We start from the raw sequence: 15,908 nt of genomic DNA, 5'->3' as shown, positions 1-15,908 counted from the left end.
GCCGCGGCGGAAGGGAAGTTTTCGCTGAAACAGCCCGCCGCAGACGGTGAATCCTGCAAACAAAAGTGAATGTTATAATAAAAATCAGGATTTAAGGGAAAACTATAAATGTTGCAATTGCAACAGACATTTTCTGCCATAAGAGGTAAAGTTTTGATAGTAATTTACTAGGAAATAGTATATACTGTAAGTTGTGGCTTAAAAAGCGTGTTCCCTTGTAGACGAAGGGTATGGGTCGTGTATTTTGCGCGCCCTGAAATAAAAAGAAGAGATAAAAGAGAGGTAGGAAACAAGATGCTTACATTAGAGAATCTCTCCTTTGATGTGAATGATGAAAAAGGAGAAAAGGGGATCATTAAGGACATAAGCTTTACGGTCAATGACGGAAAGTTCGTTGTGATCACCGGTCCCAACGGGGGAGGAAAATCTACAACAGCGAAACTGATCATGGGGATAGAGCGGCCCACAGGAGGGCGCATCCTGTTTGACGGACAGGATATCACGGATATGAGCATCACAGACAGGGCCAATCTGGGAATCAGCTTTGCCTTTCAGCAGCCGGTCCGTTTTAAGGGAGTGCAGGTACTGGATCTTCTCCGGCTGGCTTCGGGAAAGACGCTGACAGTAGCTGAAGCCTGTCAATATCTGGCAGAGGTAGGACTTTGCGCAAAGGATTATATCAACCGCGAGGTAAATGCCAGCCTGTCAGGAGGAGAACTTAAGAGGATCGAGATTGCCACTGTCATTGCCAGGGGATCCAGGCTTTCCGTGTTTGATGAGCCGGAGGCGGGGATCGATCTGTGGAGCTTCCAGAACCTGATCCAGGTATTTGAGCGCATGCGCCAGAATACCAATGGATCCATCCTGATCATTTCCCATCAGGAGCGCATCCTGAATATTGCGGACGAGATCGTGGTAATTGCAGACGGACGGGTGGTAAACCAGGGTACAAGAGATGAAATCATGCCTCAGATCATGGGAACTGCTTCCGCGGTAGACGCGTGCAGCAAGTTCTATGAGACAGCATAGCCAGAGGAGGAGTGAGCGACATGACAGATGCAATACAGGAGAGAATCTTAGAGGAAGTGGCAGGCCTTCACGGCGTGCCCGAGGGCGCGTATAACATCCGTGCCAATGGAAAGACAGCAAGCCGCAGCACAACGGCTAATATTGATATTGTCACAAAGACAGACAAACCAGGCATCGATATCAGGATCAAGCCCGGGACCAGGAATGAGAGCGTACACATTCCCGTAGTAGTAAGCGCCAGCGGTTTAAAGGAAATGGTATACAATGACTTTTTTATCGGAGATGACTCTGATGTGGTGATCGTGGCCGGCTGCGGCATCCATAACTGCGGGGACCAGGATTCCGAGCATGACGGCATCCACCGCTTCTTTGTAGGGAAAAATGCAAAGGTCAAATACGTGGAAAAGCATTACGGGGAAGGGGACGGCCATGGCAAGCGCATACTGAATCCGGGTACGGAAGTGTATATGGAAGAGAACAGCTTTATGGAGATGGAGATGGTCCAGATCAAGGGTGTGGACTCCACCAACAGGACCAACACCGCGGAATTGGCGTCCGGGGCCAAGCTGATCGTGCGTGAGCGCCTTCTCACCCATGGTACACAGGAGGCTGAGAGCACCTATATCGTAAACCTGAACGGGGATGATTCCAGCGCGGACGTGGTTTCCCGCTCCGTTGCAAAGGACAACTCCAAGCAGACCTTTAACTCTAAGATCGTGGGCAATGCAAAGTGCAGCGGCCACACGGAGTGTGATGCCATTATCATGGACGATGCCAAGATTTTCGCCATACCGGGTCTTATTGCCAATAACATTGACGCGGCCCTGATCCATGAGGCTGCCATTGGCAAGATCGCAGGAGAACAGATCGTGAAGCTGATGACCCTGGGACTGACCGAGGAAGAAGCAGAGGCCCAGATCGTTAACGGATTCCTGAAATAAAAGCAGGCGCGGGGGGAAAAGATGAAGGGGAATACAAAAGAGGGAAGGGCGTCTGCCCTTCTCCCGATTCTGGTGTTTCTGTTGATATTCTTAGGTTCCGGTTTTATCACCGGGAACTTTTACAGCATGCCGGCCATTGCGGCATTTCTTATTGCACTGCTGGTAGCGTTTGTGCAGAACAGAGAACTCTCATTTTCAGAAAAGATCAGGCTGGCGGCAGAGGGCGTTGGTGATGAGAATATTATCACCATGTGCCTTATATTTTTAGCTGCAGGAGCATTTACAGGAGCGGTGAAAGCAGCGGGAGGCGTGGACAGCACCGTGAACCTGGGCTTGTCCATTCTGCCCTCCAATGTGGCGGTGGCAGGCCTGTTTCTCATAGGCTGTTTCATATCCATCTCCATGGGAACTTCCGTGGGAACCATCACGGCCCTGGCCCCCATTGCGGTGGGAATCAGTGAAAAAACCGGTTTTTCCATGGCTGTCTGCGCAGGGGCGGTGGTGGGAGGCGCCATGTTCGGTGATAACCTGTCCATGATAAGCGATACCACCATTGCCGCTGTCAAGACCCAGGGATGTGAGATGAAGGACAAGTTTAAGGAAAATTTCCTTATTGTGCTTCCGGCAGCCATTGCAACCATTATTCTGTTCCTGGTGTTAGGAAGGGACGCCGCCTTTAGGCTGACCGGGAATCTGTCCTACAACCTGTTCCGGGTGCTTCCCTATGTGGTGGTCCTGGCAGGTGCCCTGGCCGGGGTGAACGTGTTTGCGGTACTTATCGCAGGCACGGTGCTGTCCCTGATCACAGGCGTGGCCACAGGCGCATTTCCCCTGGGGGAGATGTTTAACCATGTGGGAGCGGGGATCACGGGCATGTACGACATTACGGTCATCTCCGTGGTCGTGGCCTGTATTGTGGCCCTGGTCAGGGAGTACGGCGGCATTGATTTTATCCTGGCATTTATCAGGAAAAGGATCAGCGGCGAACGGGGCGGTGAGCTGGGCATCGCGGCCCTGGCCCTTCTGGTGGACATGTGCACGGCCAACAACACGGTGGCCATTGTCATGTCCGGTCCCATTGCAAAGGAGATCAGCGATGACTTTGGGGTGACTCCCAGGCGCAGCGCATCCCTTTTGGATATGTTCAGTTCCATGGGACAGGGGCTGATCCCCTATGGGGCCCAGCTTCTTGCGGCTGCAACCATTACAGGGCTTACACCCTTTGAAATCATACCTTACTGCTTTTATCCCATTCTCATGGGAGTCAGCGGCCTTGCATTTATTTTTATAAAAAAACGAACAAGAGAATAGGATGAAGATAATATGAAGACAAAGAATCAATGGGCCAGTAAACTGGGATTTATCATGGCCACGGCAGGAGCAGCCATCGGACTGGGAAACCTTTGGAAATTTCCCTACCTTATGGGACGCAACGGAGGCGCATCCTTCCTTGCGGTATACCTGTTCTTTATCTGCATACTGGGCGTTCCTGTTATGATGATAGAGATGTCCCTGGGCAGAAGGACGCGCCACGACCCCATCCAGGCATACGGGGATATCACCTCCAACGCGCGGATCGTGGGTGTGTTCGGGGTGGCGGCGGCATTTCTCATCCTGTCCTATTACAGTGTGATCGGCGGCTGGATCATCAAGTATATTGTCAGCTATGCAAGCACCTTCCAGGCGCCTGCGGATTTTGAGGCATTTATAAGCGCTCCCTTTGAGCCTGTGGTCTGGCATTTCCTGTTTCTGCTTGTGACCACCACCATCTGCTGCTTTGGAATCGGCGGGATCGAGAAGGTGAGTAAGATCATGATGCCCCTGCTGTTTGTGCTTCTTCTGGTCATTATCGGAAGGGGAATCACCCTTCCCGGCGCTGGGGAAGGGTTTAAATTCGTCTTTATTCCCAACCGTTCGGCCTTTAACATGACGGCGGTCAGCGCTGCCCTTGGGCAGGTGTTCTATTCCCTCAGCCTGTGCATGGGAATCACCATTACCTATGGCAGCTACCTCAGCGACCAGGAGAATATTCCCAGGAGCTGCCTCAGTGTAGCGGGGCTGGACACCGTCATCGCCCTGATGGCAGGGATCGCTATTTTCCCGGCCGTGTTCTCCTTTGGCCTGGAACCGGGACAGGGCCCGGGCCTTATTTTCGGAACCCTGCCCAAGGTGTTTTCCGCAATCAAGGGCGGCCCGTTTTTTGCGCTTGTTTTCTTCACACTGGTGTTCTTCGCAGCGGTCACCAGCGCCATTGCCCTGTTGGAGGTCACCGTATCCTTTGCCCTGGATACCCTGCGCCTGAGCCGCCGCACCGGTACCATCCTTCTGGGAACTGCCTGTTTCCTGGTGGGCATTCCCAGCGCGCTTTCCTTCGGGACCCTGAGCCATGTGACCATACTGAATTACAGTGTATTTGATTTCATTGGAATGATAACCGACAATATACTTCTGCCCCTGGGAGGCGTGACCATGTGTTACTATATAGGATGGAAATGGGACCCCCAGTACCTGGTGGAGGAGATTGAGAAGGACGGGATCCCCTTTAAACTGAAAAAGCTCTGGATCCTCTGTATCCGCTTCCTGACCCCGATCATGGTGCTGGCAGTCACCATCACCGGCTTTTACAACATTTATATGACGGTCAGGGGATGAGAACCGGCTGACATAATATAAGTTTTGCATGAATACACTGAATCATATGATAACGGTACATGATCGATTCACACAGAGGTGACACCATGCAAAACCAAAAACGCGAAAATCTCCTGAACCTGGCCCTGGACGCCACCCCTGAAGAACGTGAGCGGTCCGAGAACCTGGATGTGGGCTACGATCCTTTGGAGCGCACCTGGGAACTGATCGTCAGGCATTCCGGAAGCCTGGCAGGCCTTACACAGGAGGGCATCCAGGTAAACGAACTGCTGAACGGCTACGCGGTCCTGGTGGTCCCGGAACATCTCATGGACCAGGTAAGCGACCTGAACCAGATTGAATATATTGAGAAACCAAAGAGGCTGTTTTTTGCCAGCAATATGGCAAGGGCGGCCTCTTGCCTGTCCGTGGTACAATCCTCCATTGGAGGAGGGGGAGGCGGCGTGATCAGCGGACTGGCCTCCGGCCTTACGGGAAAGGGAGTCCTGGTGGCTGTCATTGATTCCGGAATCGACTATTTTCATGAAGATTTTAAAAATGCGGACGGAAGCACCAGGATCCTCATGCTCATGGACCAGGACCGGGACCGGATCTACACAAGGGAGGAGATCAACCAGGCCCTCAACGCCCCGAACCGTGCGGCCTCCCTGGCAATTGTCCCGTCCGTGGATCTAAGCGGGCACGGGACAGCGGTGGCGGCCATTGCGGCGGGAAACGGCAGGGGAGACAGGGGGATCTACCGGGGAGTTGCCTATGAAAGCGACCTTCTGGTGGTGAAACTGGGGGCGCCTATGGCGGACAGTTTTCCCAGGACCACCCAGCTGATGAGAGGGCTGGATTTTGTCATCCGCCAGGCCCAGGAACTGGGGCGGCCCGTGGCTGTCAACCTGAGCTTTGGAAACACCTACGGTTCCCATGACGGCACCAGCCTGCTGGAGACATTTATGAACGACATATCCAATTACGGCAGGAGCGTTCTGGTTGCAGGCACAGGGAATGAGGGGGCGGGTGCAGGCCATACATCGGGACAGCTGGTCATGGGAAATGATACCAATGTGGAGCTTTCCATCGCACCCTTTGAGACAGGGATGGGAGTGCAGCTTTGGTCCTCCTATGTGGACCAGTTTGCCATCCGCCTGATCACTCCCTCCGGCGACATCATAGGCCCTATTGACAGCCGGCTGGGGCCTCAGACGCTGAATTACGGGGGGACCAGGATCTTGCTCTATTACGGCAAGCCCAGCCCCTACAGCCCGGCCCAGGAGATCTATTTTGATTTCATACCCATCAGGGATTACCTGGACAGCGGCATATGGACCTTTCGCTTGACCCCGGAACGGATCGTCACAGGGCAGTACAATATGTGGCTTCCCTCCAGGGGCATCTTAAATCCCTCCACCCGGTTTCTCAGGGCAGTGCCGGAGACCACCCTGACCATTCCCTCCACTGCGGCCAAGGTGATATCCGTGGGGGCTTATGATGATTCCTACCAGGCATATGCCGACTTTTCCGGGCGAGGTTTTACAAGACAGACCAGGCAGGTGAAACCGGACCTGGTGGCGCCGGGCGTGGATATTATAACGGCCAGAAGCGGGGGAGGGTATGAGGCGGTGACCGGAACTTCCTTTGCGGCGCCCTTTGTCACGGGAAGCGCGGCCCTTCTCATGCAATGGGGGATCGTGGAGGGAAATGACCCCTTCCTGTACGGTGAAAAGGTAAAGGCGTTTCTGGCCCGGGGGGCCAGGCATTTGCCGGGATATGAGGTTTGGCCCAACCCGCAGCTGGGATACGGCGCCCTGTGTGTCAGGGACAGCCTGCCCATCTGATGCTTCTTGACCGGTTTTTCCGGTCAAGAAGAAAAGCCGCCCTGAACAGTTACACGAATGAAACAATGAAGTCAGACTATCAGCACATGCTCTATGAAATTGTTGGAATTTATGATATAATGTGAGCATTAGGCATTGTTTTACAGGCTTAATGCTCTTTTGTAACCGTGATAATAGAATTTTTTGTAGTAAAAAGAGGAACCGGGCAATATAATAGTAGAGATAGGGAGTGGACGGATGAATATCAGGGAGTCATTGGAAGCATTGGAGGAATCATATATGAGTCCCTATGCGTCCTTTAGCAGCAGGACGCGGGGACGGGACAAGCCGGAGCCTCTTTGCGACATGCGGCCGGAATACCAGAGGGACAGGGACCGCATCCTGCATTCCAAGGCATTCCGGCGTCTGAAGCATAAGACCCAGGTATTCCTGGCTCCTGAGGGAGACCATTACAGGACCAGGCTGACCCATACCCTGGAGGTGTCCCAGATCGCCCGCACCATTGCCAAGACCCTGAGGCTGAATGAAAGCCTCACAGAGGCCATTGCCCTGGGCCATGACCTGGGGCACACCCCATTCGGCCACTCCGGTGAATACATATTAAACAAGATATGCGAGGATGGTTTTGCCCACTACCAGCAGAGTGTACGCATTGTGGAGATCCTGGAAAAGGATGGAAGGGGATTAAACCTTACCTGGGAGGTGAGGGACGGGATCTTAAACCACAGGACCTCGGGCCATCCTTCTACCCTGGAAGGGGCCATTGTCCGTCTTTCCGACAAGATCGCCTATATCAATCACGATATTGACGATGCCATCCGGGCCAGGATGTTTGTGGAAGACGAGCTTCCCGGAGAGTACACGGACATACTGGGACACAGCGTCCGGGAGCGCCTGAACAATATGATACATGATATCATATTAAACAGTATGGATAAGCCTGCCATCATCATGTCCGAGGGCATGGAGGAGGCCATGCAGGGGCTGCGCAGATGGATGTTTGAGAATGTGTATAAGAATGAGATCCCCAAGGCGGAAGAGGGCAAGGCCCAGAACATGATCCGCCAGCTCTATGAATATTACATGGGCCATGTTGACAAACTGCCTATGGAATATGTGCTTTTGATCGTCAATGGAGGGGAAAAGAAGTCGAGGGTGGTCTGCGATTACATTGCGGGCATGAGCGACATCTATGCCATTGACCAGTTTGAGGAATTATTTGTTCCAAAGCGGTGGAACGTGTATTGAGTTTATAAATATAGAAGGGAGATCATTTCATGTACTATCCCGATGAAGTCATAGAAGAAGTGAGAATGAAGAACGACATCGTAGATGTGATTTCAGGATATGTGAAGCTGCAGAAAAAGGGCGCCAACTATTTTGGGCTCTGCCCCTTCCACAACGAGAAATCCCCCTCCTTTTCCGTGTCGCCAGGCAAACAGATGTACTATTGCTTTGGCTGCGGCGCAGGGGGGAACGTGCTCACTTTTGTGATGGAATATGAGAACTATACCTTTCAGGAAGCGTTGTCGCACCTGGCGGACCGGGCGGGAGTCAACCTTCCCAAGATGGAATACAGCAAGGAGGCCAGGGAGCAGGCGGAACACAGGGCCAGGCTTTTGGAAGTGAACAAGCTGGCCGCCAACTATTTTTATTACCAGCTTAAAGCGCCCCAGGGCAGGATGGGGTATGAATATTTCCATGATAAAAGGGATCTGTCGGACGACACCATTGTGCGTTTCGGGCTGGGATATTCCAACAAGACCAGCGATGACCTCTACCGTTTCCTAAAGGGTAAGGGATATGAGGACAGCTTTTTAAAGGACACCGGCCTGGTGACACTGGAAGAGCGCGGGGGAAGGGACAAGTTCTGGAACCGCGTCATGTTCCCTATCATGGATGTGAATAACCGCGTCATTGGTTTTGGAGGACGCGTGATGGGGGACGGAGAACCCAAATATCTCAATTCCCCGGAGACCAAGCTCTTTGACAAGAGCCGCAATCTTTACGGCCTGAATTATGCCAGGACTTCCAGGGAAGGATATCTATTAATATGCGAAGGCTACCTGGATGTCATATCCCTGCACCAGGCAGGCTTTACCAATGCGGTGGCCTCCCTGGGAACCGCATTTACCAGCCAGCATGCCAATGTGCTGAAGCGTTACACGGATCAGGTCATACTGACATATGACAGCGATGGTGCGGGCATCAAGGCGGCTCTCAGGGCCATTCCCATCCTCAAGGAGGTGGGGATATCCATCAAGGTCCTGAACATGAAGCCCCATAAGGATCCGGATGAGTTCATCAAGAACCTGGGGCCGGAAGCATTCAGGCAGAGGATCAAGGAAGCCAAGAACAGTTTCCTGTTTGAGGTGGACGTGCTGAGGCAGAGTTACCAGATGGACGATCCGGAGCAGAAGACGAAGTTTTACCAGGAGACTGCAAGGAAGCTCCTTCAGTTTGGGGAGGCCCTGGAGCGGGAGAACTATCTTCAGGCAGTCGCCAGGGAGCAGATGATCCCCGCGGATGAGCTGCGCGGCCTGGTAAACCGCATGGGCATGAGCTTTGGCATGAAAGCCGGGGACCATATGAACCACTCCGGCCAGATCCGCCACAGCGCCCCGGCCCAGGAGGAAGCTTACTTTGAAAATGATCCCTACCAAGGTGAAGACAGCGCACAGGATGGGAGAAACAGTCCCTACGGGGAAAGGGGAGCAGGCCAGGCAAAGCGCCCTAAAAGGCCGGACAAGGAGGATGGGATCCGCCGGTCCCAGAGGCTGCTGCTCACATGGCTTATAGAGACCCCTGAACTGTTTGACAAGATCAGGGGAATTATTACAGCAGATGATTTTGTGGAGGATTTGTATCATCAGGTGGCACAGATGGTATTTGAAGGACAGGCGTCCGGCAATTTAAACCCGGCCGCCATACTCAGCCGCTTTATCAATGACGAGGATCAGTATAAGGAAGTGGCTGCGCTTTTTAATGCCAGCTTAAAAGAGTCCCTCAGCAACGAAGAACAAAAGAAGGCATTCTCGGAGACGGTTGTAAAGGTCCGGAAGAACAGCCTGGATGCGGCCAGCCGCAATGCAAAGGATATAACCCAGTTACAGGAAATCATAAAGCAGCAGGCAGCCTTAAAGCAGCTGCATATCTCACTGGATTAACGCATTTCTTAGGAAGGATGGACCGGTTATGGAAGGGACGAACGTGTTTGAGGAAAAACTGGCAGGATTGCTGGAGGAAGCAAAGAAGAAGAAAAATGTTCTGGAGTACCAGGAGATTATGAACTACTTTGGTTCGGAACAGCCGGCCAGTGACCAGATGGACCAGCTCTTTGAGTTTCTGGATCAGAACAAGGTGGATGTGATACGGATGAACTCGGATGGGGATCTGGACCCGGACCTGTTTATTGAAGAGGAGATGGACCTGGAGGAAGAGGAAGAGATCGACATGGAACATCTGGACCTCTCCGTACCCGAGGGCGTCAGCCTGGAGGACCCGGTGCGCATGTACCTGAAGGAGATCGGCAAGATTCCCCTCCTTTCCATGGAAGAAGAGATTGAACTGGCCAAGAGCATGGAGCTGGGCAACGGGGAGGCCAGGAAACGTCTGGCCGAGTCCAACCTGCGGCTGGTGGTCAGCATTGCAAAGCGTTATGTGGGCCGTGGAATGCAGTTTCTGGACCTGATCCAGGAGGGCAACCTGGGACTGATCAAGGCAGTGGAAAAGTTTGACTACACCAAGGGATATAAGTTCAGCACCTATGCCACCTGGTGGATCCGCCAGGCCATTACCAGGTCCATCGCAGACCAGGCCAGGACCATCCGGATTCCGGTCCATATGGTGGAAACCATCAACCGTCTGGTGCGGACATCCCGCCAGCTGCTTCAGGAACTGGGCCGCGAGCCCACCACGGAGGAGATTGCGGCCAGGGTGGACCTTCCAGTGGAGCGGGTGTCTGAAATCCTTAAGATGTCCCAGGAACCGGTGTCCCTGGAAACCCCCATCGGCGAGGAGGAGGACAGCCATTTGGTGGATTTTATCCAGGACGACAATGTGCTGGTCCCACAGGATGCCGCCGCATTCACTCTTTTGCACGAACAGCTGATGGAGGTGCTCCTGACTCTTACGGAACGGGAGCAGAAGGTGCTGCGGCTGCGCTTCGGCCTGGACGATGGCCGTCCCAGGACCCTGGAAGAGGTGGGCAGGCAGTTTAGTGTGACAAGGGAGCGGATCCGCCAGATTGAGGCAAAGGCCCTGCGCAAGCTGCGCCATCCCAGCAGAAGTAAAAAATTAAAGGATTATTTGGATGAATGATCTTAAATTAGTTATTACTCCCTGCCTGAAAAGGCAGGAATCTCAACCGGAGGAAAAGATGAACTTGGAAACAAATGACAGGACCATACCAAAAGGCACAGTAAAGCTGTCCCTGCGCCTTCAGACCGTTGCCGGCTTTGTAAGGCAGGGCAGCCGCATTGCGGATGTGGGAACAGACCACGGATATGTGCCGGTCTATCTGGCACAGACCGGCAGAATCCGGTCCGCTATTGCCATGGATGTGGGAAAAGGTCCCCTGGAACGGGCAAGGGAGCACATTGAGGAATATGAAACGCGGTCCCCTGGAACGGGATGCCCCATTGAGGCCCGTCTCAGCGATGGTCTTAAAGAACTCACGCCGGAAGATGCGGATACGGTGATCATAGCCGGTATGGGAGGCGAACTGATGATCCGCATCCTGGATCAGGGGCGCCATGTGTGGGACAGCGTAAAACACTGGATCCTTTCCCCGCAGTCCGAGCAGTACAAGGTCAGGGCTTATCTGGAGATGCATGGATTTTTTATTGAGGACGAGACAATGGTGCAGGACGAGGGAAAATATTATACGGTTATGAGCGTTGTCCGGGGAACCATGGAATATGGGCGTCCGGTATGGTATAAATACGGGAAGATCCTGATGGACAGGAAAGACAATATCCTGAAGGAATATCTGGAAAAAGAAAAGCACAGGGTACAGGTAATTGTGGATTCCCTTGGGAGAGAGGACACCGGCGGTATGACGGAGGGACAGAGAAAAGCCATGGGCTCCCTCAGGGAGGAACTGGACCAGATCAAGGAGGCGCAAAATGAAATGCAGTGAACTGATAGAGGTGCTGAAAGGGCTGGCGCCCGAGGATTGTGCCTGTGAGTGGGATAACCCGGGACTTCTGGCAGGCAGAAGCGATAAGGAAGTAAAAAAAGTATACATTGCCCTGGATGCCACGGACCAGGTGGTGGAGGCAGCCATAGAAGCGGGGGCCCATATGCTCCTGACCCATCATCCCCTGATCTTTAAGGCCATCAAACAGGTGAATGACCAGAACTTTATTACCAGAAGACTGGTTAAGCTGATCCAGTCGGATATTTCCTATTACGCCATGCACACCAACTTTGATGCTGCCCCGGGCTGTATGGCGGACCTGGCAGCCAGGAGGCTGGGGCTTGAGGAATGCGTGCCTCTGGAACTCCTGGGAGAGATGGACGCGGGCCAGGGGCCGGTTCCCTACGGCATCGGAAAGACAGGCATCCTAAGGAAGGCCATGACCGTAAGGCAGGTGGCAAAGCGCGTAAAGGAAGCATTTGACCTTCCCTTTGCACTGGTCTACGGCCAGGAGCTGATGGACATGGAAGTGACCAGGATCTCCCTGTGTCCGGGGGCGGGGGGAAGTGAGATCGAGGGGGCTGTATCCTGCGGTTCACAGGTGCTTGTGACCGGTGATATCAGCCACCATCAGGGAATTGACGCGGCTGCAAGGCAGATGGCTGTCATTGATGCAGGCCATTACGGATTGGAGCATATCTTTATCCCCTACATGGCGGAATATCTGGAGGCTCGTCTGGGCGGTGAACTGGAGATCATCCAGGCCCCGCCCGCGTGGCCCGCGGTGATCGTGTAGGGGCGGCAGGACTAGGTGCATTCTCGGAGTTGCCCCGGCACTCGGATTTGCGGGAGTACACTCAATAATAAGGGAGGTAAAACATTTGGTACAGGTTAAAGTAGATGGTTTTGTACGGGATTACCCGGAGGGGACCACCTGGCTGGAAGTTGCAAATGAATATCAGTACAGGTACGAGGACGACATCCTTCTGGTGCGGATCAACGGCAAGCTTCAGGAACTTCATAAGCATGTGAAGGACGGCGAACTCAAATTTATCACGGCCCGGGATAAGCCGGGTATGACGACCTATCAAAGAAGCGCCTCCCTGATCATGCTGAAAGCATTCTACGCAGTGGTGGGAGCGGAGAACATTGATAAGATCGTGATTGACTTTTCCCTGGGAAGAGGTTTCTTTGTGGAGGCGCGGGGGAACTTTGTGCTGGACGAGACCCTTCTCCTGCGGGTGAAAAATAAGATGGCGGAGTATGTGGCCCAGGAGATCCCCATCATGAAGCGCAGTGTGTCCACTGATGACGCTGTCGAGCTGTTCCACAGGCACCGGATGTATGATAAGGAGCGCCTGTTCCATTACCGCCGGGTATCCCGGGTCAATATTTACAGCATTGACGGGTTTGAGGACTACTACTACGGGTACATGGTGCAGAATACGGGATATATCAAATATTTTGATCTGGTCCCTTACCACTATGGATTCATTTTGGTGATGCCCTCCAAGGAAGAACCCAGGACCATCCGGGAATTTGAGCCAAAGGATAAGCTGTTTGCAACCCTGTCAGAGTCCACGGAATGGGGAAGGCGCCTGGATCTGGAGACGGTAGGCGCCCTCAATGACAAGATCGCCCAGGGGGAGATGTCCCATTTAATCCTGATCCAGGAAGCACTTCAGGAAAAAAAGATTGCTGAGATAGCGGCACAGATCGCCTCCAGGAGAAATGCCAAGTTTGTGATGATCGCAGGCCCCTCCTCCTCTGGAAAGACCACATTTTCCCACAGGCTGTCGGTTCAGCTGGAGGCCATAGGGCTTAAGCCCCATCCCATTGCGGTTGACAATTACTTTGTCAACCGGGCGGACAGCCCAAGGGACGAACAGGGAAACTATAATTACGAGGTGCTGGAATGTCTGGACATTGAACTGTTTAACCGGAACATGACGGATCTTCTGGCAGGCAAACGTGTAGAACTGCCCTATTATAATTTTAAGAAGGGTGTGCGGGAGTATAAAGGGAATTTCCTGCAGCTGGGAGCAGAGGATATCCTGGTGATCGAGGGCATCCACTGCCTCAATGACAGGCTGTCCCACTCTCTGCCCAAGGAGAGCAAGTTTAAAATCTATATCAGCGCCCTGACACAGCTTAATATTGACGAACACAACCGGATCCCCACCACGGACGGACGTCTTATACGCAGAATGGTGCGGGATGCCAGGACCAGGGGGTCATCGGCCCAGGATACCATCCGCATGTGGCCTTCGGTGCGCAAGGGGGAGGAGGAGAATATCTTTCCCTTCCAGGAGGAAGCGGATGCCATGTTCAATTCCGCCCTGGTCTATGAATTTGCAGTGTTAAAGCAGTATGCGGAGCCTTTGCTGTTCAGTATTCCAAAGGATTCGGAGGAGTACCTGGAAGCCAAACGGCTTTTAAAGTTCCTGGATTATTTTATCGGGGTCAGCAGTGAGGACATACCTAAAAATTCCATCCTGAGGGAGTTTATCGGGGGAAGCTGCCTCAATGTCTGATGGGACTGGACAAACCTCGGATTCTGTGCTAGACTAATACAGTTGTGAGTAGGACAGGTGGCCGCTGCTGCGAGACCGCAAGGGCGCAGGAGAGGAAAGTCCGGGCTTCACAGGGCAAGGTGCCAGATAACGTCTGGCGGAGGCGACTCCAGGGACAGTGCAACAGAAATATACCGCCTATTGCAGCTTTGGCTGGAAGAGGTAAGGGTGGAAGGGCAGTGTAAGAGACTACCGCCCGTCTGGTAACAGGCGGGGCACATGTAAACCCCACTTGAAGCAAGACCGAACAGGGAGCATATGGCGGCCCGTCAGCTCCCGGGTAGGTTGCTTGAGGCTGCCGGTGACGGCAGTCCTAGATAGATGGCCATCCAACGACATAACCCGGCTTATCGTCCTGCTCACATACAACAGCATCCGTAATAAAAGAGTCTAAGATATCCTTCTTAGGCTTTTTTGTTGTTTGAAATGGAAACATTCAGAAAATCCTAATAGGATTTTAAGAATTTGCTAGTATAATAGACTTCAGAAAAAGCTTGCCGGCGGAAAACGGTTTGCAGGAAAGGAGCCATGGATTGAAAGAAAAGAAGATGAACATGAGGGAAACGGTCATAGGACTGGGCCTGGTCACGGCACTGGCCTGGTTTACATTCCGTATCCTGTTTAAGAAACATTCCATGGAGATCCTTCAGGAGGCATTTCGGAGGGCGGATATCCGGTATGTGCTGATGGGATGCCTGTGCATGGCGGTATTCATTAACTGCGAAGCGGCCAACATAAGACTGCTTATGAGAACCTTCCGGAGAACAGTGCCCTTTAGGCGTTCCCTGTCCTATGCCTGCGCGGGATTCTATTTCAGCGCCATCACGCCCTCGGCCACAGGCGGGCAGCCCATGCAGCTTTACTATATGACAAGGGACGGTTTTGGGTTTGCCCAGAGCTCCTTTACCCTTTTGACAGTGGCGGCCGTGTACCAGATGAGCGTGCTCCTGTACGGAACAGCCGTGGTGATCGTCAGGTTTCCCTTTGTGATGGCCCAGTCCGGGGTGATCCGCTGGCTTTTAATATTCGGGATCCTGGTAAACGGGATCTGCTCCTGCGCCATCCTTCTCATTATCCTAAACGGACTGCTGGCTGAGCGGGTCGGCATGTGCATCATAGGCTTTCTGGCCCGGATAGGGGTCATCAGGAACAAAAAGAAGGCGCAGCGCAGGATGGAAGGGCTTATTATGGAGTACAGCAGGGGCGGTGCGTATCTGAGGGAGTATCCGCTGGTGATCCTAAGGATGTTCCTGCGCTCCATGGTCCAGCTCACCGCTCTGTTCCTGGTGCCCTATTCTGCCTGTCTGGCCCTGGGAATAGGTGCTGAACCGGGAAGCTTCCTGGCCATGCAGGCCATTTTAAGCCTGGCTGTAACGGCAGTGCCTCTTCCCGGCTCCGTGGGAGCATCGGAAGGCGGTTTCATGGCCTTATACGGCCCTTTATTTGGGGCCGGTCAGACATTTTCCATTATGATGCTCAGCAGAGGCATCAGTTTCTATGGATTTCTTGTGATCAGCGGCCTGGTGACCGCGTATCTGCAGTTCAGGCCACGCCTTAGGGCGGCAGGCGAGGGAAAACAACAGGTCATAGGGGTTGACATAGATAGATGACCTATATATAATGGGACTATGGATGATAGATCGGTAATCTATATATGCTTATGTGGATTACCGGGTTTTAGCCCTTGATATATAGGTAATCTATATATCATCCATGGATCAGGTTTTGTTTGGATTCGTGTGTACTC

At 53.0% G+C, this 15,908-nt stretch carries 12 protein-coding genes and 1 other RNA gene; all 13 read left to right on the top strand.

Going from position 1 to position 15,908, the window contains the following annotated elements; genetic code table 11:
• Positions 1-294 precede the first annotated feature (294 nt).
• Entirely contained in the window at positions 295-1,029 is a 735-nt protein-coding gene (locus HMPREF9469_RS02145; protein WP_007858694.1) for an ABC transporter ATP-binding protein, read from the top strand.
• 20 nt (positions 1,030-1,049) lie between these two features.
• Positions 1,050-1,970 (top strand): SufB/SufD family protein, encoded by a 921-nt coding sequence (locus tag HMPREF9469_RS02140; RefSeq protein WP_007858693.1) that lies wholly within the window; start codon positions 1,050-1,052, stop codon positions 1,968-1,970.
• 21 nt (positions 1,971-1,991) lie between these two features.
• Complete coding sequence (locus HMPREF9469_RS02135; RefSeq protein WP_007858692.1) at positions 1,992-3,281, top strand: Na+/H+ antiporter NhaC family protein; 1,290 nt, start codon at positions 1,992-1,994, stop codon at positions 3,279-3,281.
• A gap of 12 nt (positions 3,282-3,293) precedes the next feature.
• Entirely contained in the window at positions 3,294-4,622 is a 1,329-nt protein-coding gene (locus HMPREF9469_RS02130; protein ID WP_007858691.1) for a sodium-dependent transporter, read from the top strand.
• Positions 4,623-4,708: 86 nt separating this feature from the next.
• Positions 4,709-6,448 carry a S8 family peptidase gene (locus HMPREF9469_RS02125; protein ID WP_007858690.1) on the top strand — a complete coding sequence of 580 codons (1,740 nt, stop codon included), beginning with the start codon at positions 4,709-4,711 and terminating at the stop codon, positions 6,446-6,448.
• A 237-nt stretch (positions 6,449-6,685) separates the two neighbouring features.
• Positions 6,686-7,696, top strand: a complete 1,011-nt coding sequence (locus tag HMPREF9469_RS02120) for a deoxyguanosinetriphosphate triphosphohydrolase (protein ID WP_007858688.1) — start codon at positions 6,686-6,688, stop codon at positions 7,694-7,696.
• Positions 7,697-7,725: 29 nt separating this feature from the next.
• Positions 7,726-9,615, top strand: coding sequence for a DNA primase (dnaG, locus tag HMPREF9469_RS02115; RefSeq protein WP_007858687.1), 1,890 nt, complete (start codon positions 7,726-7,728; stop codon positions 9,613-9,615).
• A gap of 28 nt (positions 9,616-9,643) precedes the next feature.
• Positions 9,644-10,768: an RNA polymerase sigma factor RpoD gene (rpoD, locus tag HMPREF9469_RS02110; RefSeq protein WP_007858686.1), complete on the top strand. Its 1,125-nt coding sequence runs from the start codon at positions 9,644-9,646 to the stop codon at positions 10,766-10,768.
• A gap of 58 nt (positions 10,769-10,826) precedes the next feature.
• Entirely contained in the window at positions 10,827-11,588 is a 762-nt protein-coding gene (locus HMPREF9469_RS02105; RefSeq protein ID WP_040415374.1) for a tRNA (adenine(22)-N(1))-methyltransferase, read from the top strand.
• Complete coding sequence (locus tag HMPREF9469_RS02100) at positions 11,575-12,384, top strand: Nif3-like dinuclear metal center hexameric protein (RefSeq protein ID WP_007858683.1); 810 nt, start codon at positions 11,575-11,577, stop codon at positions 12,382-12,384. The genes HMPREF9469_RS02105 and HMPREF9469_RS02100 overlap by 14 nt, the downstream gene beginning before the upstream one ends.
• An 85-nt stretch (positions 12,385-12,469) precedes the next feature.
• Complete coding sequence (locus HMPREF9469_RS02095; RefSeq protein WP_007858681.1) at positions 12,470-14,122, top strand: nucleoside kinase; 1,653 nt, start codon at positions 12,470-12,472, stop codon at positions 14,120-14,122.
• Between the two features lie 45 nt (positions 14,123-14,167).
• An RNA gene (gene rnpB, locus HMPREF9469_RS30625) (RNase P RNA component class A) lies at positions 14,168-14,527 on the top strand.
• A 167-nt stretch (positions 14,528-14,694) separates the two neighbouring features.
• Entirely contained in the window at positions 14,695-15,771 is a 1,077-nt protein-coding gene (locus HMPREF9469_RS02090; RefSeq protein ID WP_007858678.1) for a lysylphosphatidylglycerol synthase transmembrane domain-containing protein, read from the top strand.
• Positions 15,772-15,908 lie beyond the last annotated feature (137 nt).

Origin of the sequence: [Clostridium] citroniae WAL-17108 (assembly GCF_000233455.1) — a bacterium.
Lineage (GTDB): Bacteria > Bacillota > Clostridia > Lachnospirales > Lachnospiraceae > Enterocloster > Enterocloster citroniae.
The sequence above is the reverse complement of the archived record's forward strand: the minus strand, read 5'-3'. Positions and strand labels throughout refer to the sequence as shown.